Origin of the sequence: Actinokineospora pegani, from assembly GCF_009745975.1 — a bacterium.
Lineage (GTDB): Bacteria > Actinomycetota > Actinomycetes > Mycobacteriales > Pseudonocardiaceae > Actinokineospora > Actinokineospora pegani.
Map to the genome: position 1 here is coordinate 221934 of NZ_WHOL01000098.1, position 21591 is coordinate 243524.

The 21591-nt window shown below is 74.9% G+C and carries 21 protein-coding genes; 10 read left to right on the forward strand and 11 right to left on the reverse strand.

Features of this window, described 5'->3' with window-relative positions; all coding sequences use genetic code 11:
* Positions 1 to 19: 19 nt before the first annotated feature.
* From manA to GCL84_RS18350, 5 genes are all read right to left on the reverse strand, one after another.
* On the reverse strand, positions 20 to 1261 hold the full coding sequence (gene manA, locus GCL84_RS18330) for a mannose-6-phosphate isomerase, class I (protein ID WP_156756705.1): 1242 nt from the start codon (positions 1259 to 1261) through the stop codon (positions 20 to 22).
* A 59-nt stretch (positions 1262 to 1320) separates the two neighbouring features.
* The gene (locus GCL84_RS18335; protein ID WP_156756706.1) at positions 1321 to 2415 is read right to left on the reverse strand and encodes an SIS domain-containing protein; all 1095 of its coding nucleotides are present in this window, start codon (positions 2413 to 2415) and stop codon (positions 1321 to 1323) included.
* Complete coding sequence (locus tag GCL84_RS18340; protein ID WP_156756707.1) at positions 2415 to 2621, reverse strand: Trm112 family protein; 207 nt, start codon at positions 2619 to 2621, stop codon at positions 2415 to 2417. The genes GCL84_RS18335 and GCL84_RS18340 overlap by 1 nt, the downstream gene beginning before the upstream one ends.
* Before the next feature lie 64 nt (positions 2622 to 2685).
* Positions 2686 to 4038: a phosphomannomutase/phosphoglucomutase gene (locus GCL84_RS18345; RefSeq protein ID WP_156756708.1), complete on the reverse strand. Its 1353-nt coding sequence runs from the start codon at positions 4036 to 4038 to the stop codon at positions 2686 to 2688.
* A 71-nt stretch (positions 4039 to 4109) separates the two neighbouring features.
* Positions 4110 to 4472 (reverse strand): DUF3499 domain-containing protein, encoded by a 363-nt coding sequence (locus GCL84_RS18350; protein WP_197523337.1) that lies wholly within the window; start codon positions 4470 to 4472, stop codon positions 4110 to 4112.
* A gap of 104 nt (positions 4473 to 4576) precedes the next feature.
* Here GCL84_RS18350 and GCL84_RS18355 point away from each other — a divergent pair, with 104 nt between their 5' ends.
* Positions 4577 to 5041, forward strand: coding sequence for a metallopeptidase family protein (locus GCL84_RS18355; RefSeq protein WP_156756710.1), 465 nt, complete (start codon positions 4577 to 4579; stop codon positions 5039 to 5041).
* Between the two features lie 228 nt (positions 5042 to 5269).
* On the opposite strand, the gene GCL84_RS18360 is transcribed toward GCL84_RS18355, so the two are convergent.
* A complete protein-coding gene (locus GCL84_RS18360; protein WP_156756711.1) occupies positions 5270 to 8641 on the reverse strand; it encodes a glycosyltransferase family 2 protein in 3372 nt (1123 codons plus the stop codon).
* Positions 8642 to 8780: 139 nt separating this feature from the next.
* Positions 8781 to 9104, reverse strand: coding sequence for a WhiB family transcriptional regulator (locus tag GCL84_RS18365; RefSeq protein WP_156756712.1), 324 nt, complete (start codon positions 9102 to 9104; stop codon positions 8781 to 8783).
* 236 nt (positions 9105 to 9340) lie between these two features.
* Between GCL84_RS18365 and GCL84_RS18370 the strand changes: the two genes are divergently transcribed.
* From GCL84_RS18370 to GCL84_RS18390, 5 genes are read left to right on the forward strand one after another with little or no spacing between them, the layout of a single operon-like run.
* Positions 9341 to 10090 (forward strand): site-2 protease family protein, encoded by a 750-nt coding sequence (locus GCL84_RS18370; protein WP_156756713.1) that lies wholly within the window; start codon positions 9341 to 9343, stop codon positions 10088 to 10090.
* A 48-nt stretch (positions 10091 to 10138) separates the two neighbouring features.
* Positions 10139 to 11140 (forward strand): 2-phospho-L-lactate transferase, encoded by a 1002-nt coding sequence (gene cofD, locus GCL84_RS18375; protein ID WP_156756714.1) that lies wholly within the window; start codon positions 10139 to 10141, stop codon positions 11138 to 11140.
* Positions 11137 to 12465, forward strand: coding sequence for a coenzyme F420-0:L-glutamate ligase (locus GCL84_RS18380; RefSeq protein WP_156756715.1), 1329 nt, complete (start codon positions 11137 to 11139; stop codon positions 12463 to 12465). The genes cofD and GCL84_RS18380 overlap by 4 nt, the downstream gene beginning before the upstream one ends.
* Positions 12462 to 12998, forward strand: coding sequence for an NUDIX hydrolase (locus tag GCL84_RS18385; RefSeq protein WP_156756716.1), 537 nt, complete (start codon positions 12462 to 12464; stop codon positions 12996 to 12998). The genes GCL84_RS18380 and GCL84_RS18385 overlap by 4 nt, the downstream gene beginning before the upstream one ends.
* Positions 12995 to 13348: a GntR family transcriptional regulator gene (locus GCL84_RS18390; RefSeq protein ID WP_156756717.1), complete on the forward strand. Its 354-nt coding sequence runs from the start codon at positions 12995 to 12997 to the stop codon at positions 13346 to 13348. The genes GCL84_RS18385 and GCL84_RS18390 overlap by 4 nt, the downstream gene beginning before the upstream one ends.
* A 5-nt stretch (positions 13349 to 13353) precedes the next feature.
* Here GCL84_RS18390 and GCL84_RS18395 read toward each other — a convergent pair whose 3' ends face one another.
* Positions 13354 to 14202, reverse strand: coding sequence for a hypothetical protein (locus GCL84_RS18395; protein WP_156756718.1), 849 nt, complete (start codon positions 14200 to 14202; stop codon positions 13354 to 13356).
* A 55-nt stretch (positions 14203 to 14257) separates the two neighbouring features.
* Positions 14258 to 15157, reverse strand: a complete 900-nt coding sequence (locus GCL84_RS18400) for a DNA-3-methyladenine glycosylase family protein (protein WP_156756719.1) — start codon at positions 15155 to 15157, stop codon at positions 14258 to 14260.
* Between the two features lie 81 nt (positions 15158 to 15238).
* Between GCL84_RS18400 and GCL84_RS18405 the strand changes: the two genes are divergently transcribed.
* Together GCL84_RS18405 and GCL84_RS18410 are read left to right on the forward strand one after the other, a co-directional pair.
* Positions 15239 to 16345, forward strand: coding sequence for a mannose-1-phosphate guanylyltransferase (locus GCL84_RS18405; protein ID WP_156756720.1), 1107 nt, complete (start codon positions 15239 to 15241; stop codon positions 16343 to 16345).
* 100 nt (positions 16346 to 16445) lie between these two features.
* A complete protein-coding gene (locus GCL84_RS18410) occupies positions 16446 to 16832 on the forward strand; it encodes a hypothetical protein (protein ID WP_156756721.1) in 387 nt (128 codons plus the stop codon).
* 148 nt (positions 16833 to 16980) lie between these two features.
* Here the strand turns inward: GCL84_RS18410 and GCL84_RS18415 are convergent, their stop codons facing one another.
* Positions 16981 to 18060 (reverse strand): glycosyltransferase family 4 protein, encoded by a 1080-nt coding sequence (locus tag GCL84_RS18415; RefSeq protein WP_156756722.1) that lies wholly within the window; start codon positions 18058 to 18060, stop codon positions 16981 to 16983.
* A complete protein-coding gene (locus GCL84_RS18420; protein ID WP_407924407.1) occupies positions 18053 to 20572 on the reverse strand; it encodes a glycosyltransferase in 2520 nt (839 codons plus the stop codon). The genes GCL84_RS18415 and GCL84_RS18420 overlap by 8 nt, the downstream gene beginning before the upstream one ends.
* Before the next feature lie 87 nt (positions 20573 to 20659).
* Between GCL84_RS18420 and GCL84_RS18425 the strand changes: the two genes are divergently transcribed.
* Both GCL84_RS18425 and GCL84_RS18430 read left to right on the forward strand, forming a co-directional pair.
* Positions 20660 to 21127, forward strand: coding sequence for a DUF6346 domain-containing protein (locus GCL84_RS18425; RefSeq protein WP_156756723.1), 468 nt, complete (start codon positions 20660 to 20662; stop codon positions 21125 to 21127).
* 34 nt (positions 21128 to 21161) lie between these two features.
* A complete protein-coding gene (locus GCL84_RS18430) occupies positions 21162 to 21587 on the forward strand; it encodes a YbaB/EbfC family nucleoid-associated protein (protein WP_156756724.1) in 426 nt (141 codons plus the stop codon).
* The last annotated feature ends 4 nt before the right edge of the window (positions 21588 to 21591 follow it).

Here is a 21591-nt window from a genome sequence, read left to right on the forward strand (position 1 = left end):
GGCAGCCTAGGGGACGCGGTCAGAGCGCGTCGTGCGAGGCCGCGTCGGCGCCCACGGTCGCGACGAAGACCTGGGTGTCGGCGGCCTCCGGGACCAGCACGAGGTCCGGGTCCGAGGCCGGGGCCCACGCCGAGCGGCCCGGCCCCAGGCGCAGCTCGCGCTCCCCGTCGCGCAGCAGGACCGAGCCCGCGCAGCACAGCACCACCCTGGGCGCGCCCGCACCCCCCAGTACGACCTCGTCGCGCTCGGCGCCGTCCCACTGCGCCCTGGCCAGCTCGAACTCCGGCGCGCCGGTCCGGTAGACCTGCCAGCGGCCGCGCCGCTCGCCCGCGGTGACCGGCATGTCCCCGCAGCCGAAGTCGAGCACGCGCAGCAGCTCGGGCACGTCGACGTGCTTGGGGGTCAGCCCGCCGCGCAGGATGTTGTCGGAGTTGGCCAGGATCTCCACGCCGGTGCCGCGCAGGTAGGCGTGCAGGTTCCCGGCGGGCAGGTAGATGGCCTCCCCGGGGCTGAGCACCAGCCGGTTGAGCAGCAGCGCGGCCAGCACGCCCGCGTCGCCGGGGTAGCTCTCCCCCAGCTCCAGCACGGTGCGGCACTCGGTGGTGAACTCGCCGTGGTCCTTGACGTGGCGCACGCACGCGTCGAACAGGTCGGGCAGCAGCGCGGCCAGCGCGGTCTGCGGCAGCGTGATCCACATGGTGAACAGCGCGCGCAGGCCGCCGGAGTCGGGCTGGTTGGCCAGCAGCTCCGCGTACGGGGACAGGCCGGGCGTGCTGACCGCCTCCAGCAGGGCCAGCGTGCGGTGCGGGTCGCGGAACCCGGCCAGGGCGTGGAACTCGGTGAGCGCGCAGACCAGCTCGGGCTTGGCCGTGGGGTCCGGGTAGTTGCGGGTGGCCGCGTCCCGGGCGATGCCCGCCCGCTCCTCGCGCGCGTGCCCCTCGGCGGCCTGCGCGGCCGACGGGTGCGCCTGCAGGCTCAGCGGCTCCTCCACGGCGAGGATCTTGAGCAGGAACGGCAGCCGGTTGCCCCACCTGGCCGCGGTGTCCCCGCCCAGCTCGGCGACCGGGTCGGCGTCGATGCGCGCCAGCAGCGACCGCTCCACACCGGACGCGTCGACCACCCGGGACGGGTCTCCGGGGTGCGCGCCCATCCACAGCTCGGCCTCGGGGTGCGGCGCGGGCGAGGGCTTGCCCAGCAGCTCAGCGAGCGTGGTGCGCGAACCCCACGCGTAGGGGCGCACGGCGTTGCGCAACAGCTCCACTGACCCTCAACTCCCATCGAACCGGCCCGGCGCCCGCCCGGCGCCGCACCACCTACGCGCTACGCCGTCGCAGGCGCGTACCACCCGGCACCGCCCGCCGTCCCGGCCGCCAGCCCCAGGTACAGGGCGGCGAGCTCGAAGCGCAGGGCCAGCACCGCCGCCCGGGTGGGCTCGTCCGCGGTGATCTCCTCGGCCGGGCTGAGCACGTCGACGCCGGGCAGCGTCTGCGCCGACATCCGGCGCACCTGGTCCCCGGGGACCTCGCGCACCGACAGCAGCACCGCCCGCGGCGGGGTCGCCGCCGGGCCGCCGAAGTCGTCGGGGTCGGCGAAGATGTCGCCGCCGGAGGTGGCGCGCACCGCCGCCCGGTGCAGCGCGGTCCGGCTCATCGCCTGCGGGTAGTCGGCCACGTCGCACACCAGGTCGGTGTGGGTGGACAGGGCCTGCGCGGCGTGCCCGGCGACAGCGGTGGCCACCGGGTCGAGCCCCCACAGCAGCGGGGTGTGCTCGGCCAGCCGCAGGGCCAGCGCCTTGGCCGGGTTGACGAAGGACTCGTGGTCGGGGTGGGCGCGCTCGGCCTCGCGGTCGAGCTCGTCGGCCAGGCCCGCCACGTCGGCGCGCAGCAGGCCGAGGGCGACCAGCGCCAGCAGGCCCGCGGCGTAGGCGGTGAAGAACCCGAACCCGGGGCGCACCGGCAGCCGCGGCGCGACCAGCAGCGCGGACCCGGCGGCCGCGGCGGCGACCGGTCCGTCCGGCGGGGCGGTGAGCACGACGGACGTGCCCCGGCGCCCGGCCCGGTCGACGCCCTCGGCCAGCACCCGGTCGCCCGGGTCGTCGGTGTGCGCGATGACCACGTCCAGCGGCCCGACCCAGCCGGGCACCTCGTCGGTCAGCACGACCGGCACGGGGCAGCCCGGGTGCAGCATGGCGGCCAGCAGCCGCGCCACGCCCGGGGCCAGGCCGGGGCGGGTGATCAGCACCAGGGCGCGGGGGCGCAGGCCCTCCAGCCGGTCGACGCCCGCCTCGCGCGCGGCCTCGATGGTGGCGCGGACCTGCGCGCCCGCCCCGGCGACCGCGCGCAGCAGGCCGTCGGGGTCGGCGTCGCGCAGCCGGGCGGCGTCGTCGAGGAGGGTGTCGTCGGGGATGGAGGTCATCAGGGTTCCGTCGGCTCGCCGGGCTCGGTGGCCTCGTCGAGCAGCAGCACCGGCACACCGTCCTCGACGCGGAACACCCGGCCGCACTCGGTGCAGGTCAGGGCGTCGGCCCCGGGGTCGTCGGGGGTGCCGACCGCCAGCGGGGCGTGGTCGGCGGACGGGCACGCGAGGATCTCCAGCAACTGCGGGTCGAGGGTGACTGCCATGGGTTCCTCCTCCGGGGGCGAGGTGTCGCGGGGCGCGGGTGCGAGTTCGGTGCTCGCGGGCCGGTCAGGCCCGCACGACCGCCAGCACCTCGTCGCGCAGCGCGGCGACGGCGGAGTCGTCGGCCGCCTCGACGTTGAGCCGCAGCAGCGGCTCGGTGTTGGAGGCGCGCAGGTTGAACCAGGCGCCGCCGGGCAGCCGCACGGTCAGGCCGTCGAGCTCGTCGAGTTGCACGCCGTCGCGGGCGCCGAACTCGGCCTTGATCGCGGCCAGCCGCCCGGTCTGGTCGTCGACGGTGGAGTTGATCTCCCCGGACGCGGCGTAGCGGTTGTACTCGCGGGTCAGCTCCGACAGCGGGCGGTCCTGCTCGCCGAGCGCGGCCAGCACGTGCATGGAGGCGAGCATGCCGGTGTCGGCCTTCCAGAAGTCCCGGAAGTAGTAGTGCGCGGAGTGCTCGCCGCCGAAGATCGCGCCGGTGGCGGCCATCTCCTGCTTGATGAACGAGTGGCCGACCCGGGTGCGCACCGGGGTGCCGCCGTGCTCGCGGACGATCTCGGGCACCGCGTTGGAGGTGATCAGGTTGTGGATCACCGTGCCGCCCGGGGCCTTGGCCAGCTCGCGCACCGCGACCAGGGCGGTGATCGCGCTCGGCGAGACCGGGTCGCCGTTCTCGTCGACGACGAAGCAGCGGTCGGCGTCGCCGTCGAAGGCCAGGCCGATGTCCGCGCCGACCTCGCGCACCTTGGCCTGCAGGTCGACGATGTTGGCCGGGTCCAGCGGGTTGGCCTCGTGGTTGGGGAAGGTGCCGTCGAGCTCGTAGTACATCGGCGTCACCTCGAGCGGCAGGCCGTCGAGGACCACCGGGACGGTGTGGCCGCCCATGCCGTTGCCCGCGTCGACCACGACCTTGAGCGGGCGGATGCCGGTCAGGTCGACCAGGGTGCGCAGGTGCTCGGCGTAGCCGGAGAGCAGGTCGCGGGTCTCGACCGAGCCGGGCGCGCCGGTGTGCCTGACCGGGGTCTCGGCCTCGATCTCGGCGCGCATGGTGTCCAGGCCGGTGTCCTGCCCGACCGGGGCGGCGCCCGCGCGGCAGAGCTTGATCCCGTTGTACTTGGCCGGGTTGTGGCTGGCGGTGAACATCGCGCCGGGCACGTCCAGGCTGCCGGAGGCGAAGTAGAGCATGTCGGTGCTGGCCAGGCCGATGCTGATCACGTCGACGCCCTCGGCGTTGACCCCGTCGGCGAACGCGGCGGCCAGGCCGGGCGAGGAGTCGCGCATGTCGTGCCCGACGACCACGGTGGGTCCGCCGACCAGGCGGGCGAACGCCGAGCCGGTGGCCCGCACGAGGTCGGCGTCCACCTGCTCGCCGACGACGCCGCGGATGTCGTAGGCCTTGAAGACGCCGGACAGGTCGCGCACGGGTTCTCCCCAGGGTCGGTGGTCGACGGTGGTCGACGGTTGGGCTCCGCCCGGCAGCCTACCGGCGGGGGTCAGTCGTTGACCGGGTCGGGCAGCACCCGCAGGTGGCCCCGCCGCCCGCCGCCGGGCTGGCCGGGGTCGGTCTGCTCCGCGGGCCGGTCGGCCCGGCCCGCCTCCCGCACGGCCTCGGCCAGCGCGGTGAGGTCGTCGACCGAGGGCTCCGGCAGGGCGAAGGACCCGTCGTGGCGCACGACCTCCCAGCCGCGGGGCACGGTCAGCCGCACCGCGTGGTCCTCGCACAGGTCGTAGCTGTGCGGCTCGGAGTAGGTGGCCAGCGGACCGACGACGGCGGTCGACTCGGCGTAGGCGTAAGTCAGCGTGGCGACGGCCGGGTTGAGACACCCGGTTCGTGAACACCGACGCACGCTCCGCACAACCGGTGACGATAGCGCGTCCCCCGTGCCGCGCACCGCAAGAGCACCCGCGACACGCCCCAAGCCCGCCATCCGGTGCATCACAGGCCCAGTACGCTGGCCCGGTGGTCAGCCCCCGCACCCCGCGCCGCCACCCCCGCCGAGCGACCCGCGACCGCCACGGCCGGGGGCTGCGCGGGCCGCTCTACCCGTCGACCCTGCCCGCGGCCGCCACGCGCGCGGAGAAGTTCGACACCCTGGTCCTCGACGCCCTCGAGCCCATCGAGGCGCGGTGGCGCACCGAGTTGACCAAGCTGGACGTGGCTGTGGATGACGTCCCCGAGGTTCCGGACAGCCCTGCCCCGGAGGGTGTCCTGGCTGATGGCGGGGTGCCGCTGGCGCGGCTGGTCTCGGCGGGGGTCGACCGGAGGGGGCAGCCGACTCGGGCTCGGATCGTCCTGTACCGGCGGCCGTTGGAGGCTCGGGCCAAGGACGGCGCGGATCTGGCGGATCTGGTCCATGACGTGTTGGTGGAGCAGGTCGCGGCCTATCTGGGGTTGGACCCCGGTGTGATCGATGGGGAGGGTTAGGTTTCACGGGTGCCTGTGGGGGGTGCTGGATCGGGTGGTTCCGTGTGGCCGGGGACCCCTACGACGATCATGTGCGTGAGGGCAAAAAGTGAGGGGAAAGGCACCCTCACGCCCTCCCGAGGCTTGCACATGATCGCCTCCCCCAACCACACAGAACCACCCGATCCAGCCGTTGGCTGGGAACGGCGCTGGGAGATTTGGGTGGGTGGGGTGCGCTCTTTCTGGGGGCTAAGGGGTCTTTCGTCTGCCGGGGATGGCTGTCAGCAGGGTGAACAGGAGGACGGCGCCCTGGACCAGCAGGAGCACTCCGCGCAGGGCGGTTGGCTGCTCTACGCGGATCTCCGCTGCTCGGGTCGGCAGGGTGACCGCCACCTGGCCCGACCAGGCTCGGTTGATGCCGGTGGGGCGGCCGTCGATGGTCGCGGTCCAGCCTGGTTCCTCTTCGGCGGCCAGGACCAGGAGGCGGCCCTGGGGGCCGTCTGACACGCGGATGGCCACCGAGGGGGCGGCGGCGTCGACCGGGACCAGGGCCGGGTTGTCGACCAGCGGTGGTGGCAGGGTGCCGAGCAGCGCGCCGCGCGCCTGGTCCGGGGGCAGCAGGTAGGCCGAGCCCGAGGGCGGCAGCAGGCGGAACACGGGGCGGCCGGTGCTGGTGGGTGGGGCGTCGGCGACCAGTTGGCCCGCGCGGTCCCGCAGGAGGTCGGCCGCGGGGTGGTCCGGGGCGACGACGAACAGGACACCCGAGGCGGCGGCCTGGGCCGCCGCGCTGCGGACCGTGCCGGGCTCAGGGGAGCGGAGGTCGCGGTCCAGGGCGGCCAGGCGCGGGGGCGCCGAGGGGGTCGGGGCCAGGTCGTCGTCGGCGAACCTGGGGAGGCGGGCGGTGGTCTGGCGGGTGGGGGCGCCGTCGGCGGCCATGATGAGGACGGCGCGGCGGGTGTTGGCGAGTTCGGCGGTGAGGGTGGGCGACAGGGTCATGCCGCCGTCCGCGCGCAGTGGGCCCGCGGGGGCCAGGACCGGGCCGAGGGCCAGGGCCACCAGGCCCGCGAGGCCGACGCCGGTCACGACGCGCACGACCACCGGCGACGACGGCAGGCGCAGTCCGGCCGTGCCCGTGCGCAGCACCCCGGTCAGCGTCCAGACCAGGCCCCACCCGACGACCAGCAGTGGCGCGCCCGCCCAGGCGTGGGTGGCGGTGTCGGCACCCAGCGCGGTCGCCGGGGCCACCCGCACCAGCAGCAGCGCCAGGACGCCGACGAACGCGAAGCCCAGCCCGGGCAGCACCGCCCGGCCCGGCCGCAGCGCCACGCCCAGGACCACGGCGGCGACCACGACGAGCCCGACCACCGGCCAGGCCCCCGGCCCGCCCGCGTGCAGCGACAGGACGTCCCAGAACGACGCGGCAGGCGTGTCGACCCGGGCGCCGACGCCGTGCAGGACCACGCCGGGGTGCTGGATCACCACCGCGGGCCACGGCAGCAGCAGCGCCAGCGGCATCAGGACCAGCAGGAACAGGGCCGCCCCGCGCCGCCTGCCCGCGCCGGGCACGGCGACGAACCCGCCCAGCGCGACCACGACCAGCACCAGGTGCGTCAGCGGGGAGAACGCCCCGATGACCGCCAGGCCCAGCGCGGTGCCCGCGGCGGTCGACAGCCAGGCCGTCGGACCGGCGCCGGTCCGCCGCCGCACCAGCAGCGCGGTGATCCCGGCGCTGACGACGGGCAGCAGGACGTGCACGACGACGACGTCGAGCCTGCCCTGGGCCACGGCCGCCGCGCCGGTGGGCAGCAGGGCGTAGCCGATGGCGAGCAGGGCCCGCACCCAGCGGCGCACGGGGGCCCGGCGGGTGGCCAGGTAGGCGCTCAGGCCCGCCAGCGGGATGTCGGCCAACAGCAGGAGCGCGACCGCGGCCTGCACCCCGCCGAGCGGGGCCAGCAGCGCCCCGAGCAGCCCGAGCACGGCCAGCGCGGCGGGCGCGGGGGCCGCCGTGCCGCCCGCGACGCCGTGCCAGGAGCCGACGTACCCCGCCCAGGTCTGGCCGAGGCCGCCCACCGGCAGCAGCCTGCCGCCCGCCAGGTCCAGGCCCAGCCTGCCGGAGTTGACCACGAGGGCGAGGGCGGCGAGGCCGATGAGCAGCAGCAGCGGCGGGGCCAGCAGGATCTGGCGCAGCACCCGGCCCCGGTCGACCGGCACGAGCACCAGGTCCGGGGCGGGTTCCGGGCCGCTGCCGTCGCGCGGGACCGGCGAGGGCCGGGGCGCGGGGGCGGGCCTGGGTCCGTCGACCGGGATCGGCTCGGGGAGCCGCACGGCGATGGCCGGGGCCGGGCGGCGCAGGCCCGCCGGGCGCCTGGGCCGGCGGCCCTGCACGCCCGCGGGCAGCGCCTCCGGCCCGGTCTGGGGGCGCGCCGTGCCGGGGGCCAGCCAGACCGCGTCGGGGGCGTAGTCGCTGGGCAGGCGGCCGAGCGCGGCGTCGGCCTGGACGCGGCGGCGGACCATGGCCGACAGCGCGCCGCGCGCGGCGTTGCGCAGCCGGGTGAAGCGGCTGGTGAACAACCCGCGGACGCTGCCCCCGCCCGCCGACTCCGCGCGCTGGGCGCGGGCCTGGAGCAGTTCGGCGTGGCCGGTCACCAGGTAGCTCAGCGCGGTCAACTCGGCGCGCGCGTCGGCCCCCCGCCGTTGCAGCGCGGAGCCGAGCGCCCGCAGCAGCGCCAGCACGACCAGGCGGGGGACGCCGAGCACGAACGAGACGACCGAGCAGTTGACCAGGAACGCGCGCATGCCGTGCCCGCGGTCGACCGCGCGCGCCGACGAGCCCAGTGCCACGGGGTGCGCGTCGAGCACCCGGCGGCCGGTGCCGATGGCGCGGGCGTGCCGGATGCGCGCGGACGGCACGCACAGCACCACGCGGCCGGAGCGGTTGACCCGCCAGCCGAAGTCGATGTCCTCGCGCAGCACGGTGAACGCGCGGTCGAACCCGCCGAGGGACTCCCACGCGTCGCGGCGCACCAGCATCCCGGCCGAGGACACGCCGAGCACCTCGGTGCTCTGGTCGAACCGGCGGTCGCCGCCCCGGCCGAGCCGGTCCCAGTCCAGTTCGGACGGACCCACGCCGGTCTGCCGGTGCCCGGAGGCGTCGGTGGACAGTCCCGCCTCGACGACCAGCCGCGGGTCGTGCCAGTCCACCGCGAGCGGGCCGAGCACGGCGGCCGACGGCGACAGCTCGGCGGCCAGCAGCAGGGTGGACAGGCAGTCCGGGTCGGGCGCGGAGTCGTCGTGCAGCAGCCAGATCCACCCGCCGGGGTCGCCCCAGCGCTGCACGGCGTGGTCGACGGCGGCGTGCACGGCGGTGGGGTAACCGGCCCGCCGGTCGAGGGTGATCACTCCATCGAGGACCCTGTCCTCGCCCTCGGCGGCCGCGGCGAGCATCTCGGCGGTCTCGTCGGTGGAGCCGGTGTCGACGGCGATCACGTGCCGCGGTCTCGGTGTGGAGTGCCGCAGCGCCGACAGCGCCACCCGCAGCCACTGCGCCCCGTCGTGGCACACCAGCACCGCGAGCACGGGGGCGGTCCGCAGGACCGGCGCCGGGCGCGACCGCGCCGTCATCGCGCGTCCTCCCTCACCTCGGATCTGACCGGCACACCGTACGACGCGGCGGCGCGTGAGCGCGTGTCAGCGCACGGCACTGTTTGGTCTCGATCCCGAAGGGTGGAAACGCGTTCCCAGCGGTGCTCGGGGGAACTGCTCAGACGACGCGCTTCTTGAGCTTGCGGCGCTCGCGCTCGGACAGCCCGCCCCAGATGCCGAAGCGCTCGTCGTGGGCGAGGGCGTACTCCAGGCACTCGGAGCGCACCTCACAGCCGAGGCAGATGCGCTTGGCCTCCCGGGTGGACCCGCCCTTCTCCGGGAAGAACGCCTCCGGGTCAGTCTGCGCGCAGAGGGCGCGCTCCTGCCACTCCTGCTCCTCGGATTCGTCAAGGAGTCCCGCGAGAGCCTCCAGCTCGTCGGCGGGACGCTCCCCCCACTCCATGACACGACCCCCGTCAGTCAGTCCCTGCGTTCCCGTCATGCGATTCGCCCGTCTCCTCGCCTTGGCACTCCCCGGGCTGGCGGATGCCACGCGCCCGGCCCCCATGGCGAATGACATCGATGTGATTACACCCGTGTCCCGGCGGCGGGTCAAGCGCGGGCCACGGCCGGGTGATGGGATATGAGCGCGGTGTACACGTTCGGGCACAGCGGAGACATGTCCCACTTTCCCACTCCCGCGGGCTGGCAAACCGCGAGCCTTGCCACACTGGAGGGGTGCACAGATCCGCGGTTCGACCCTCGCCCGTGTTCCTCGGCCTCCTCGCGCTGACCGTCGTGGCGGGCTACCTCACGACGATCGACAGCGACGCGGTGTCCCGGGCGGGGGTGGTCCTCCTCGTCCTGGGCGGGTGGGCGGTCTCCCTGTGCGTGCACGAGTTCGGCCACGCCATCGTGGCGTACAAGGGCGGTGACTGGACCATCCCGGACAAGGGCTACCTGAGCCTGGACCCGCGCCGCTACACCGACCCGGTGCTGAGCCTGCTGCTGCCGATCCTGTTCCTGCTCATCGGCGGGCTGCCGCTGCCCGGCGGCGCGGTGTGGATCAACCAGTCGGCGCTGCGGTCGCGGGCGGTGGCCTCGCGGGTGTCGCTGGCCGGGCCGCTGTCGAACCTGGTGATCGGCATCCTGCTGCTGACCGCCGTGACGCTCATCCCGGACATGGACCTCACGCTGCTGGCGGGCCTGTCGTTCCTGGCGCTGCTGCAGTTCGCCGCGTTCGTCCTCAACATCCTGCCCGTCCCCGGCCTCGACGGCTGGGGCGCGATCGAGCCGTACCTGTCGCACGAGGCCAGGGTGTTCGGCGCGCAGGCGCGGATGTGGGCGCCGCTGGTGCTGCTGGCGGTGCTGTTCCTGCCCGGCGTCGGCGCGGTGTTCTGGGACGTGGTGATCTCGCTGTACGGCGCGGTCGGCGGCGACGACTTCGCCGCGGCGATCGGCCAGGGCCTGTTCTTCTTCTGGCGCTGACCCCCTCACCCGGAGGGGGCTCACCCCGACGTGGAAGGATCGCCGACCGTGAAGGTTGTCGTTCTCGTCGGAGGCGTCGGCGGCGCCCGTTTCCTGCTCGGCGTCAAGCACCTGCTGGGCCTGCCCGCCCTCGGCCCGGCCCCCCAGGACCACCCGCACGAGATCACCGCGGTGGTGAACACCGCCGACGACATCTGGCTGCACGGGCTGCGCATCTGCCCGGACCTGGACACCTGCATGTACACCCTCGGCGGCGGCATCGACGACGAGCGCGGCTGGGGCCGCACGGGCGAGACGTGGGCGGTCAGGGACGAACTGGCCGCCTACGGCTCCGACGGCTCCTGGTTCGGCCTCGGCGACCGCGACATCGCCACCCACCTGGTGCGCAGCCGGATGATGCGCGCGGGCTACGACCTGTCCGACATCACCGCCGCGCTGTGCGACCGGTGGCAGCCGGGGGTGCGGCTGCTGCCGATGACCGACGACCGGGTCGAGACGCACGTGGTGATCGACGACCCGGCCGACGGCGAGCGCAAGGCCGTGCACTTCCAGGAGTGGTGGATCAAGCACCGCGCGGAGCCGAGGGCGCAGTCGATCGTGCCCGTCGGCGCGGACGAGGCGAGCGCGGGCCCCGGTGTGCTCGACGCGATCGCCGCGGCGGACGTGGTGCTCGTCGCGCCGTCGAACCCGGTGGTCAGCATCGGCTCGATCCTGTCGGTGCCCGGACTGCGCAAGGCGCTGCGGTCGACCGCGGCCCAGGTCGTCGGCTTCTCGCCGATCATCGGCGGCAAGCCGGTGCGCGGCATGGCCGACGCCTGCCTGGCCGCGATCGGGCTGGAGACCTCCGCGCAGGCCGTGGCCCGGCACTACGGGTCCCGGGCGCTGACGGACAAGGGCATCCTGGACGCCTTCCTCGTGCACACCGGCGACACCGCCGACGCCGAGGGCGTGGCGGTGCGCGCCATCCCGCTGCTGATGTCCGATGTGGACGCCACCGCCGAGATGGTGCGCGCCGGGCTGGACCTGGCGGGCGTGGAGCTCCCCGGGTGAGCGGGCACGCCGCCCCGGCGGGCCTGGAGATCCTCCCGGTCGACGGGCTGCCGGAGTTCCGGCCGGGCGACGACCTGGCGGGCGAGCTGGCCAAGGCGGCGCCGTGGCTGGCCGACGGCGACGTCGTGGTCGTCACCAGCAAGGTGTTCTCCAAAGTGGAGGACCGGCTGGTGCGGGTGCCCGCCGACCCGGCCGGGCGCGAGGCGGCCAAGCGGCGGCTGGTGCTGAGCGAGGCCGAGTCGGTCATCGCCCGCACCGGGCCGACGCTGATCACGGTGAACCGGCTGGGGGTCGTGCAGGCCGCCTCCGGGGTGGACGCCTCCAACGTCGCGGGCGACGAGGTGGCGCTGCTGCCGCTGGACCCGGACGCCTCCGCCGAGGGCCTGCGGGCCGGGCTGCGCGAGCGGCTCGGCGTGGCCGTGGCCGTGGTCGTCACCGACACGATGGGCCGGGCGTGGCGGGTGGGGCAGACCGACGCGGCGATCGGCTCGGCCGGGCTGGCGGTGCTGCACCGGTACGCGGGCAGCACCGACGCGCACGGCAACGAGCTGGTGGTCACCGCCATCGCCGTGGCCGACGAGGTCGCCGCGGCGGCGGACCTGGTCAAGGGCAAGCTGGGCGGCACGCCGGTCGCGGTCGTGCGCGGCATGGACCCGCGCGACGACGGCAGCCGGGCCCGGGACCTGGTCCGGGCGGACAACGACCTGTTCCGGCTGGGCACCGCCGAGGCCATCGCCCAGGGCAGGCGCGAGGCGGTGCTGCTGCGCCGGTCGCTGCGCCGGTTCACCGGCGCGCCGGTCGACCCCGAGGCGCTGCGCCAGGCCGTCGGCGCCGCGCTCACCGCGCCCGCCCCGCACCACACCCGGCCGGTCCGGTTCGTCCACGTGCGCGCCAGGCGGGCCGAACTGCTGGCCGCCATGCGCGAGCGCTGGGAGGCCGACCTGCGCGCCGACGGCTGGGATGACGAGCGCGTCGCCCGCCGGGTGGCGCGCGGCGACCTGCTGCACCACGCCACCGAGCTCGTGCTGCCCTTCCTGGTCCGCGCGGGCGCCCACGACTACCCCGACGCGCGCCGGGCCGAGGCCGAGCGGGTGATGTTCACCGTGGCGGGCGGGGCGGCCGTGCAGGGCCTGCTGGTGGCCCTCGCCGCGGCGGACCTCGGCTCGTGTTGGGTATCCTCGACGATCTTCTGCGCGGACGTCGTGCGCCGGGTGCTGGACCTCCCCGAGGACTGGGAACCGCTCGGCGCGGTGGCGGTCGGCCACCCGGTCGAGCCGCTGGCCCCGCGCGAACCGCGCACCGACGAGGGGTTGCTCGAACTGTGAGCCTGCACCAGGACGCCGCCGACACCCTGACCGCGTGGAAGCCCGCCGACCGGGGCCAGGAGTCGCTGCGCCAGGCCTACCTCGGCTTCCTCGCCGCCCGCGGGGACGCCTGCGAGCGGGCCTGCGCGGCCGGGCACATCACCGCGTCCGCGCTGGTCCTGGACAACACCGGGTCCTCGGTCCTGCTGACCCTGCACCCGCGCGTGGGCCGCTGGCTGCAACTGGGCGGGCACTGCGAGCCGGAGGACGCCACGCTCGCCGGGGCCGCCCTGCGCGAGGCCACCGAGGAGTCCGGCATCCCCGGCCTGACCATCGCCCCCACCCCGCTGCACGTGGACGTGCACCCCATCACCTGCTCGCTGGGCGTGCCGACCCGCCACTTCGACGTCCGCTTCGCCGTGCGCGCCCCGGAGAACGCCCTGGCCGTGCGCAGCGACGAGTCGCTCGACCTGCGCTGGTGGCCGCTGGACGCGCTGCCGCCGGACCCCGACCACTCGGCGGGCATCGGCGCGATGGTGGCGGCGCTGCCGTGATCGCGCTCGACCCGGGTTCGCCGGTCCCGCCCTACGAGCAGCTCCGGGCCGGGCTGGCCGCCCGGGTCAACGCGGGAGAGCTGGCGGTGGGGACCAAGCTGCCGACCGTGCGGGCGCTGGCCGCCGAGCTGGGCCTGGCCGCCAACACCGTCGCCAGGGCCTACCGCGAGCTGGAGGCGGCGGGCCTGCTGGAGACGAGGGGCCGCGCGGGCACGTTCGTCGGCGCGGGCAGCGACGACGTCTTGGCCAGGGGCCGCGACGCCGCCGCCCGCTTCGCCGAGGAGGCCAGGGCGCTCGGCCTGAGCGCGGAGCTGGCGCTCGACCTGGCCAGGGCCGCGCTGACCCGCTGACCCGCTCAGCCCGTGGCGAAGTCGACGACCGCGCCCTGCTCGCCGATCCACGAGACCTTCGCCGTCAGCGACTGGCCGGGGGCAGCCCACTTGAGGGTCCCCCCGGCGCCGGTGCTCAGCGAGCTGGACCCGCCGTCGGACTCCTCGACGAAGCGGACGTCGTCAGGGGTGACGGTGGCGGTGAACTGGTGCGTGCCCACCTGGAGTTGGGACTTGCCCGAGGGGATCAGGACCTCGCAGGCGCCAGCCGCGCAGGCGGCGGTGTCGGTGCCGTCCCGGGGCTGCCGCGGCGGGGTCCTGTCCGGCGGGGCGCAGCCCTCGGCGCGGGCGTGGGCCGCCTTGACGGCGGGGTCCTCGGCGGTGAGCGTGGTCAGGTCGTCGGAGCCCGCCTGGATGCCGTCGAGCACCTTGTCCGCCGCCGCGGCCCGTCGCTCGACCTCCTCGAAGGTGAGCCCGGCCAGGGAGCCGGGCGCGCCCACCAGGCGGTTGAGTTCCGGCAGGGCCTGATCGATCGAGGTCAGGACCTCCTCGGTCAGCCGGTCGGCGGCAGCCAGGCCAGCGGGTGCGAGGGCCTTGAGCGGGGGCGCCAGTCGGTCGATCGAGGGCGCGTTCCTGAGCACGCGTTCGAGGTCGTACTGCACGAGGCGGGAGTCGATGCCGCGGTCCACCTCGTCGTAGGCGCTCTTCGCCCGGTCCAGGCGGTGCAGGGTGGGGCACATCGCGTCGGCCCAGGCGATCGCTTCCCGGGTCGGCGGGGGCAGCGGGGCGGGTCCGGGCCTGCCGTCGAGGGTGTCGGCGCAGCCCGCGGCCAGGAGCAGGGTGCACGCCGCCAGCCAGGTCGCTTTCGCTCTCATGGTGAGAAGCTAAGCCGTGTCGGGATCGACACGCAGCGGAGCTGACCGGTAGCGGTCAGATAGCGCGGAAGTCGCGTGGCGCGAGGCGGGGGCCGAAGCGCGGTTTGCCCAGACCGGCCGCCACGATGTGGCGCACGGCCCGCTGCCGGTGGCCCGCGTAGGGCGCCAGGACCTCCAACATGCCCCGGTCGTCCAGGCGCCTGCCCACCAGCGCGTGGCCGACGATGTGCGGGATGTGGAAGTCGCCGACGCTCACCGCGTCCGCGTCGCCCCACGCGCGCTGGGCGGTCTCGGCGGCCGTCCAGACGCCGACGCCGGGCACCCGCCGCAACAGCGTCCGCCCCTCGACGCCCTTGAGCTCGACCGCCCGCTCCAACCGCCCGGCGACCTGGGCGGCGGCCACGACCGCGCGGCGGCGGGCGCCGTCCAGCCCGGCCTTGTGCCACTCCCAGTCCTGGATCGCCAGCACCGCCGCCGGGGCGGGCGGCGTGTGCAGCCCGCCCGGCGCGGGCGTGCCGAACCGGGTGGCCAGCGCGCGCCAGGTCCGGTGCGCCTCGGTGCCGGTGACCTTCTGCTCGACGATCGCGGCCAGCAGCACGTCCCACACCCGGCCGGTGGCGCCCAGCCGCAGGCCGGGCGGGCGCCTGCGGACCTCGGCGACGACCGGGTGGTGCGCCACGAAACCGGTGTCGTCGTCCGCGCCGCCGAGCAGGCCGGGGACCGAGGCCGCCAGCCAGTCCGCGCCCGCGCCCCACGCCCGCGCCTCGACCGCGCCGGAGCGCACGACCAGGTGCAGCGACCCGGGGCCCGCCGGGGTGTTGGCGGCCAGCCACGCCCCGGTGGCGTCCACCCGCAGGCACGGGTCGCCCGGCCCCCGGCGCAGCGGGCTCAGCACCGCGCGGAGGTCGACCGGGCAGGTCGGCGTCCACGTGCGGGTCACGGCTGGGGGCGTCATCACGGCGACCGTACCCGCCGGTTGGCTACAGTGGCCGCGACCAAGCCAGTGTCCTTGCCGCCGGACGAGGGATCGAGATCAGTGACGTCTACTGACCTGCACGTTGTCGTGCCAGCCGGCGGCAGCGGGACCCGGCTGTGGCCGCTGTCGCGGGCCGCGAACCCGAAGTTCCTGCACCCGCTGACCGGCACCGACAGGTCGCTGCTGCAAGCCACCTTCGACCGGCTCGCGCCGCTGTCGAGCCCGGAGAACCTGCTGGTCGTCACCGGCACCGCGCACGCGGCCGGGGTGGCGCGGCAACTGCCGTCGCTGCCGGAGCGCAACATCCTGGTGGAGCCGTTCGCCCGCGACTCGTGCGCGGCGATCGCGCTGGCCGCGGCCGTGGTGCAGCGGCGCGCGCCGGGGGCGGTCATGGCCTCGTTCGCCGCCGACCACCTCATCACCGACACCGCCGAGTTCGCCCACACCGTGGCCAGGGCCGTGGACGGTGCGCGCGACGGGTACCTGATGACGATCGGCATCACCCCCACCCGGCCGGAGACCGGCTACGGCTACCTGCAGTGCAGCGAGCCCGCGGTGCGCTCGAAGATCCAGCGGGTGCTGGAGTTCAAGGAGAAGCCGGTCCTGGACGTGGCGACCAGGTACGTGGCCTCGGGCAAGTACCTGTGGAACGCGTCGATGTTCGTCTGGAAGACCGACGTCTTCCTGGCCGAGCTGGCAGCGCGCCGCCCGGACGTGTTCGAGCCGATCAACGCCATCGCCGCCGCCTGGGACACCGAGGACCAGGAGGAGACGCTGGCCAAGCTCTGGCCGACGGTGCCCAAGGTGGCCGTGGAGTACGCCGTGATGGAGCCCGCCGCCGAGGACGGCAAGGTCGGCACGGTGCCCGGCGACTTCGGCTGGTCGGACATCGGCGACTTCCAGACCGTGGGCGACCTGCTCGGCGTGGACGTGGGCGACGGGGCACGCGCGTTCACCACCGGCGCGGGCGGCACCGCCGTCGTCGTCGACGGCAAGGGCGTCGTGGTCGTCCCGGCGGGCAACCGCCTGGTCGCGACCCTGGGCGTGCAGGACCTGATCATCGTCGACACCGAGGACGCGGTGCTGGTCTGCGGCCGGGAACGGGCCCAGGACATCAAGCGGCTGACCGAGATCCTGCGCGAGCGCGGGGAACTGGACCGGCTGTGACCGGGCAGCGGCCCGATCTTCCCACCCCATCGCCATGACTCCGGGGAGCGGGCGAGATACGCTAGCCGGGCACACGAAGTTCCCAGGGAGAGGCCGACACATGGACCCCCGCGACCGGGCCGACGCCATCTTGGCGAAGGCTCGCGCGCGCGGCGCGTACGTCGTGACCCCGGACAGCGCGATCTCCCCGATGGACGCCGCCGCGACGCTGCAGATACCGCGCGCGGTGATGACCGCCATCGATGAGCAGGACCCGGACGTGACCATGGTCTTCCCGGTGTCCACCCGCCCGGAGAACGACCTGCCCGCGATCGCGCAGGAGGCCACGACCCAGTCGCTGGCCTCCCCGCCCCGCCCACCCGCCCGGCTCCCGCACCAGCCACCACCCCCCGAGCCCGAGCAGTTGGACGGCCTGATCCCCACGGTCAAGCAGCCACAGATCCAGCGCCAAAGCCTGACCCAACGCCTAGACGGCGACCACCGCTAGCTCGCGTTCAGCCACGCCACGCGCACCCACGCGCTCCACCACACCCCACAGAACAAGCGCTGTCATCCCTGGGCCTCGACCCAGTCCTGGCCGCTCGTGGAGTTACACAACGGGACAGGCCCCACCCAGCCCACGCAGGGCCCCAGCATCAAGCAGCAGCAGCCCGGTAAGCCCCCACAGTCACCTCAGCGCACCGCCGCCAGGTGAACTCCGCCGCATGCCTCCGCCGAGCCGCCGCACTCCCCGCCGTCCCCCCCTCCTCCAGCGCCCCCGCCAGCGCGACCCCCAACGCCTCCACATCCCGAAACGGCACCAACGAGGCGAACCCGCCCGAGACCTCCCGCAACGCGGGCACATCAGTGCACACCACCGGCACATCGCAAGCCATGGCCTCCAACACCGGCAACCCAAACCCCTCATCCCGCGACGGCAGCACAAGCGCTCCCGCCCCCGCCACCAACGACCGAAGATCCCCCTCAGCCAAGTACCCGGCGACCTGCACCCGCGGCCCAGTCGCCACATGCCCGGGCCCCGCCAACACCAACGGCGGCAACGACGGATCCGCCGCGTGCGCCGCCAACAGCCAGTCCAGCGCCTTGCGCGGCCCGGCACCCCCCACGAACAACAGGTAAGACGAAGGCAGCCCCAGCCGGGCGCTCAGCTCCGCGGCAGGCGGCCGAGCGGTGAACCACGCCGGGTCCACCCCGAGCGGCGTCACGACAACCTTCTCCTCCGACACGCCGAACCGCTCGCGAACCAACTCCGCCACCGCGGCGGTCGGCGTCAGCACCCGGCGAGCCCGGGCAACCGACAGCGCCACCAACTCCGGCAGCGCCGCATCGGCGGGCGGCAGCTCGTCCGGCCGGTCCAGGAACGCCAGGTCGTGCACGGTCACCACACCGGCGGCGCGCGCGGGCGGGGGCAGGACGAAGTTCGTCCCGTGGACGACGTCCGACAGGCCCGCGATGAGCTCGATCGGCGGCCACGTCCCGCGCAGCCACGCCTTGCGCAGCAGCCGGGCCGGGACCGGCAGGCCCAGGGCGCGCGAGCCGTGCGGCAGGGTCGAGCGCAGCCTGCGCCAGCCGCGCAGGGTGAACGCCACGACGCGGACGTCCACAGCGGCCATGGCCGCCAGTTCCTCGATCAGCGCCGAGGTGTAGCGGCCGATGCCGGTGCGCTGGCCCAGCAGTGGGGTGCCGTCGATGAGCGTGCGGATCGGGTCAGCCACGGCCGAGGCGCTCCTTGGCGAGTCTGCGGACCCGGCCGGCGGCCCGGCGGGCCAGCTCGCCGGGGCCGCCCAGGTCCAGGTACTCGCGGACCAGGGCGATGTCGCGGCGGACCGTCTCCACCCTGCCGAACGCGCGCGGGACCAGGTTCTCCAGGCCGGGGAGCCGGTCGGGTGCGGGCCGCGGGTCGCGGCAGAAGGCGGTGAGCGGGGCCAGGACGTTCTCCCAGGTGTACCGGTCGCGGACGGCGGCGATCCGGTCGGCGCACGCGGCGGCGAACGCCCCGTCGTAGAGGACGCGCTCGAGCGCGGCGGCCAGCGCGGTCGGGTCCTCGGCCGGGACGACCAGGCCCAGGCCCTCCGCGCGGACCAGCTCGGCGAAGGAGTCGCCGTCGGTGGTGATGATCGGCAGCCCCGCCCACAGGTAGTCCAGCACCCTGGTGCGGAAGGCGAAGGTGGTCTCCACGTGCTCGAAGTGCGTGGTGACCCCGGCGTCGGCGTCGAGCAGCCAGTCCTGGCGGCGGTCGTAGTCCACCCACGTCTCGTTGAAGAAGACGTGGGAGCCGGTGAGCCCGAGGTCGGCCGACAGCCGCCGGACGCGCGCGCCGATGTCCATCTCCGGGACCTCGGGGTTGGGGTGCTTCATGCCCAGGAACACCAGCCGGGCGTCGGAGCGGCGCTGGGCCAGCTCGCCCATCGCCGAGACCAGGGTCAGCGGGTCGAACCAGCTGTAGACCCCGCCCGCCCAGAGCACGACCTTGTCGTCCTCGCCGACGAGCTTGCCCTTGATCGGCGAGGCGGACTGCTGCGGCGGCTTGCCGGGCAGGCCGAACGGGACCACGCCGAGCAACGAGCGGACCGTCGGGTCGGTGTCGTAAACGGCGGGGGTGAGCCTGCCCAGCGACATCAGGTGGCCGAGCCAGAAGTGGCGCTGGCGCTCGGAGGCGCAGATGAAGAAGTCGCCGCGCTCCAACTGCTCGTTGAGCACGCGGGTGACGCCGACGAGGTCGAGGGCGCGCTGCTCGTCGGGGGTGTCCTTGCCCTGTTCCAGCAGCTCCAGGTGCATCGGGTCGTAGATGTCGCAGACCACGATCTTGGTCGAGTCGGCCGCCTTGAGCGCCGGGACCAGCTCCAGGGCGTGGCCCTGCAGGACGACGATGTCGGCCCAGTCGACGTGCGGGGCCAGCTCGCGCGGCTTGGCCTGGCCGATGGGGAACGGCGCGGTCGGCGGGTCGCACAGCGGGTTGACCGTGACCAGGCGGACCTCGTGCTCGGCGGCGAGCACGTCGGCCATGTTCCACGCGCGGATCGCGGGTCCGGCCATCCGCGCGGACAGCGCGTCGCCGGTGATCACCAGGACCTTGCGCCGGGCGCCGAAGGCGGCCTCGATGTCGAACGCGTCCACCAGGATCTCGTGCGCGGCCAGGTAGCGGGGCAGGTTGTAGGCGGGTTCGAGGGCACGGCGCATCAGCGGCACGAGGTCGGCGTCGGAGCGGGTGCGCGCGGCCTGCTCGACCGCGCGCGCCTCGGCGAGCTGCGGCAGCAGCTCGACGAACTGGTCGACGGCGAGGATGCCCGCCAGCGCGGGGCCGCTGACGGCCTGCTCGGTCGGCCCGCCCCTGGTGATCTCGAGCGCGGTCGCGTCCAGGCCGCCGCGGGCGGTGGCGCGGCGCACCGTCAGCGCCAGCGCCGCGGGCAGCGCCTTGGCCAGGGTGGCGTCGGAGAGGTTCTTGTAGAGCGCGAGCAACGCGTTGCGCTCCAACAGGAACAGCTCGCGGGCGTTGTCCTCGGTGTCCACCCTGGCCATCGACGCGTGGTGGCGGTGGTAGGTCAGCGAGGTCGGCTCGAACCGCACCCGCCAGCCGCGCAGGTTCAGCCGCCAGCCCAGGTCGACGTCCTCGTAGAACATGAAGAAGCGCTCGTCGAAGCCGTCGAGGGCGCGGAAGGCCCCGGCGCGCACGACCATCGCCGAGCCGGTCGCGAACAGCACGTCGCGGGCGGCGTCGTGGCTGCCGTCGTCGGGCAGGCCCGCGTGGCGCTTGTAGCCCATGCCGAACCAGGTCAGGCCGCCGTCGACGAAGTCGATCGCCGCGCCGTCCCAGTCCAGGACCTTGCTGGCCACCGCGGCGACGTCGGGCTGGGCGGCGAGCACCCGGACCGCGGCGCGCAGCCAGTCGGGGTGCGGGCGGGCGTCGTTGTTGAGGAAGGCCAGCACGGTCCCGGTGGCGTGCTCGACGCCGAGGTTGCAGCCGCCCGCGAAGCCCAGGTTCTCCGGCGACACGACCAGCTCGACGCCCTCGAGCCCGGCCAGCTCGGCGGCGTCGTGCGCGCCGTTGTCGACCACGACCACCTGCAGCCGGTCGGGCGGGTAGTCCAGGTCCGCGCGCAGCGACCGCACGCAGGCCGCCGTGTCGGCCGCCCCGCGGAAGTTGACCACGACCACCGAGACGACCGGCAGCGCCGCGCCATCCGCAGCGCCATCCGAACCCCTGGCCACAGCCGCCCCCTCAGCCACACCCGCCTCCTCCTCGCCCGGCCCCTCGGCCCCGGCGTGTTGCCCACAGCCTGCCCCATCGCCGGGCCGGTGTGGTTCTCTGCCCCCGTGCGCATCCTCCGAGCCGTCATCGGCCTACTCATCGCCGTGCCACTGGTCCTGGCCGGGTTCACCATCTCCGAGCGGGCGTTCGGCCAGTCGGCCGTGGGCACCGAGATCAGCGCCCGCGGCACGGCGACGGTCGTGTCCTGCACGTCCGACGGGTTCATCGACGGGTTCGTCGTCGGCTCGAACGAGGTGTGCGAACTGGCCGTCGAGTGGGACGACGGGCGGACCGGGACGGCGACGAGCGAGCACTCGAGGTTCGTCCAGGGCGAGGTGGACGTGCCCGCCGTCGAACGGCAGGTCGTCGTGTCGAAGGGCAACACCGAGCCGAGCGTCTACCCCGCCGACGACGAGCCGTCCGCGGTGGGCGCGTACGCCTCACTGGTCGGCCTGTGCCTGCTCGCGGCGATCGTCCTGCTTGTCGCCTTCCGGGCTCCGGCGAAATCGAGGGAACCGGGGCAGAGGGGTTAACGTCCGACGTGACGGAAGCGATCGAGAGGGACCCATGACTTCGCCGCACCCCGACCCCGACAGCCAGCTCGCCGCACTGCACGCGCAGATCGACGCCAAGCTGGTCCAGGCCGACCAGTTGCAGGCCGTCAGCGAGCAGCTGCGGGTGGCCGAGAGCAGCCGCGACGGCTCGGTGACGGTCACGGTGGACTCCACCGGCAACGTCGTCGACCTGGTGCTCACCGACGCCGCGCAGGCCAAGCGCCCGGAGGAGAACGCCGCCATGGTGCTGGCCACCCTGCGCGCGGCGCAGGCCCGGCTCTCGGAGCGGATGCGGGAGGCGCTGACCCCGTTGCTCGGGGCGGAGTCGGAGACGATGGGGATGCTCATGTCCGGCTACGAGGGCCGCTTCGGCACGCCCCCGCCGCCGCCCGCGCGGGACTACGACGCGGCCTTCGACGACGACGACTGGCGCCGCTGAGCGC

Coding starts and splice junctions, on each gene's coding strand:
- GCL84_RS18365 (WP_156756712.1), bottom strand. CDS start 9,104: ATGACGGGAACGCAGGGACTGACTGACGGGGGTCGTGTCATGGAGTGG.
- GCL84_RS18410 (WP_156756721.1), top strand. CDS start 16,446: ATGGACCCCCGCGACCGGGCCGACGCCATCTTGGCGAAGGCTCGCGCG.
- GCL84_RS18335 (WP_156756706.1), bottom strand. CDS start 2,415: ATGACCTCCATCCCCGACGACACCCTCCTCGACGACGCCGCCCGGCTG.
- GCL84_RS18395 (WP_156756718.1), bottom strand. CDS start 14,202: ATGAGAGCGAAAGCGACCTGGCTGGCGGCGTGCACCCTGCTCCTGGCC.
- GCL84_RS18400 (WP_156756719.1), bottom strand. CDS start 15,157: ATGACGCCCCCAGCCGTGACCCGCACGTGGACGCCGACCTGCCCGGTC.
- GCL84_RS18360 (WP_156756711.1), bottom strand. CDS start 8,641: ATGACGGCGCGGTCGCGCCCGGCGCCGGTCCTGCGGACCGCCCCCGTG.
- GCL84_RS18430 (WP_156756724.1), top strand. CDS start 21,162: ATGACTTCGCCGCACCCCGACCCCGACAGCCAGCTCGCCGCACTGCAC.
- GCL84_RS18340 (WP_156756707.1), bottom strand. CDS start 2,621: ATGGCAGTCACCCTCGACCCGCAGTTGCTGGAGATCCTCGCGTGCCCG.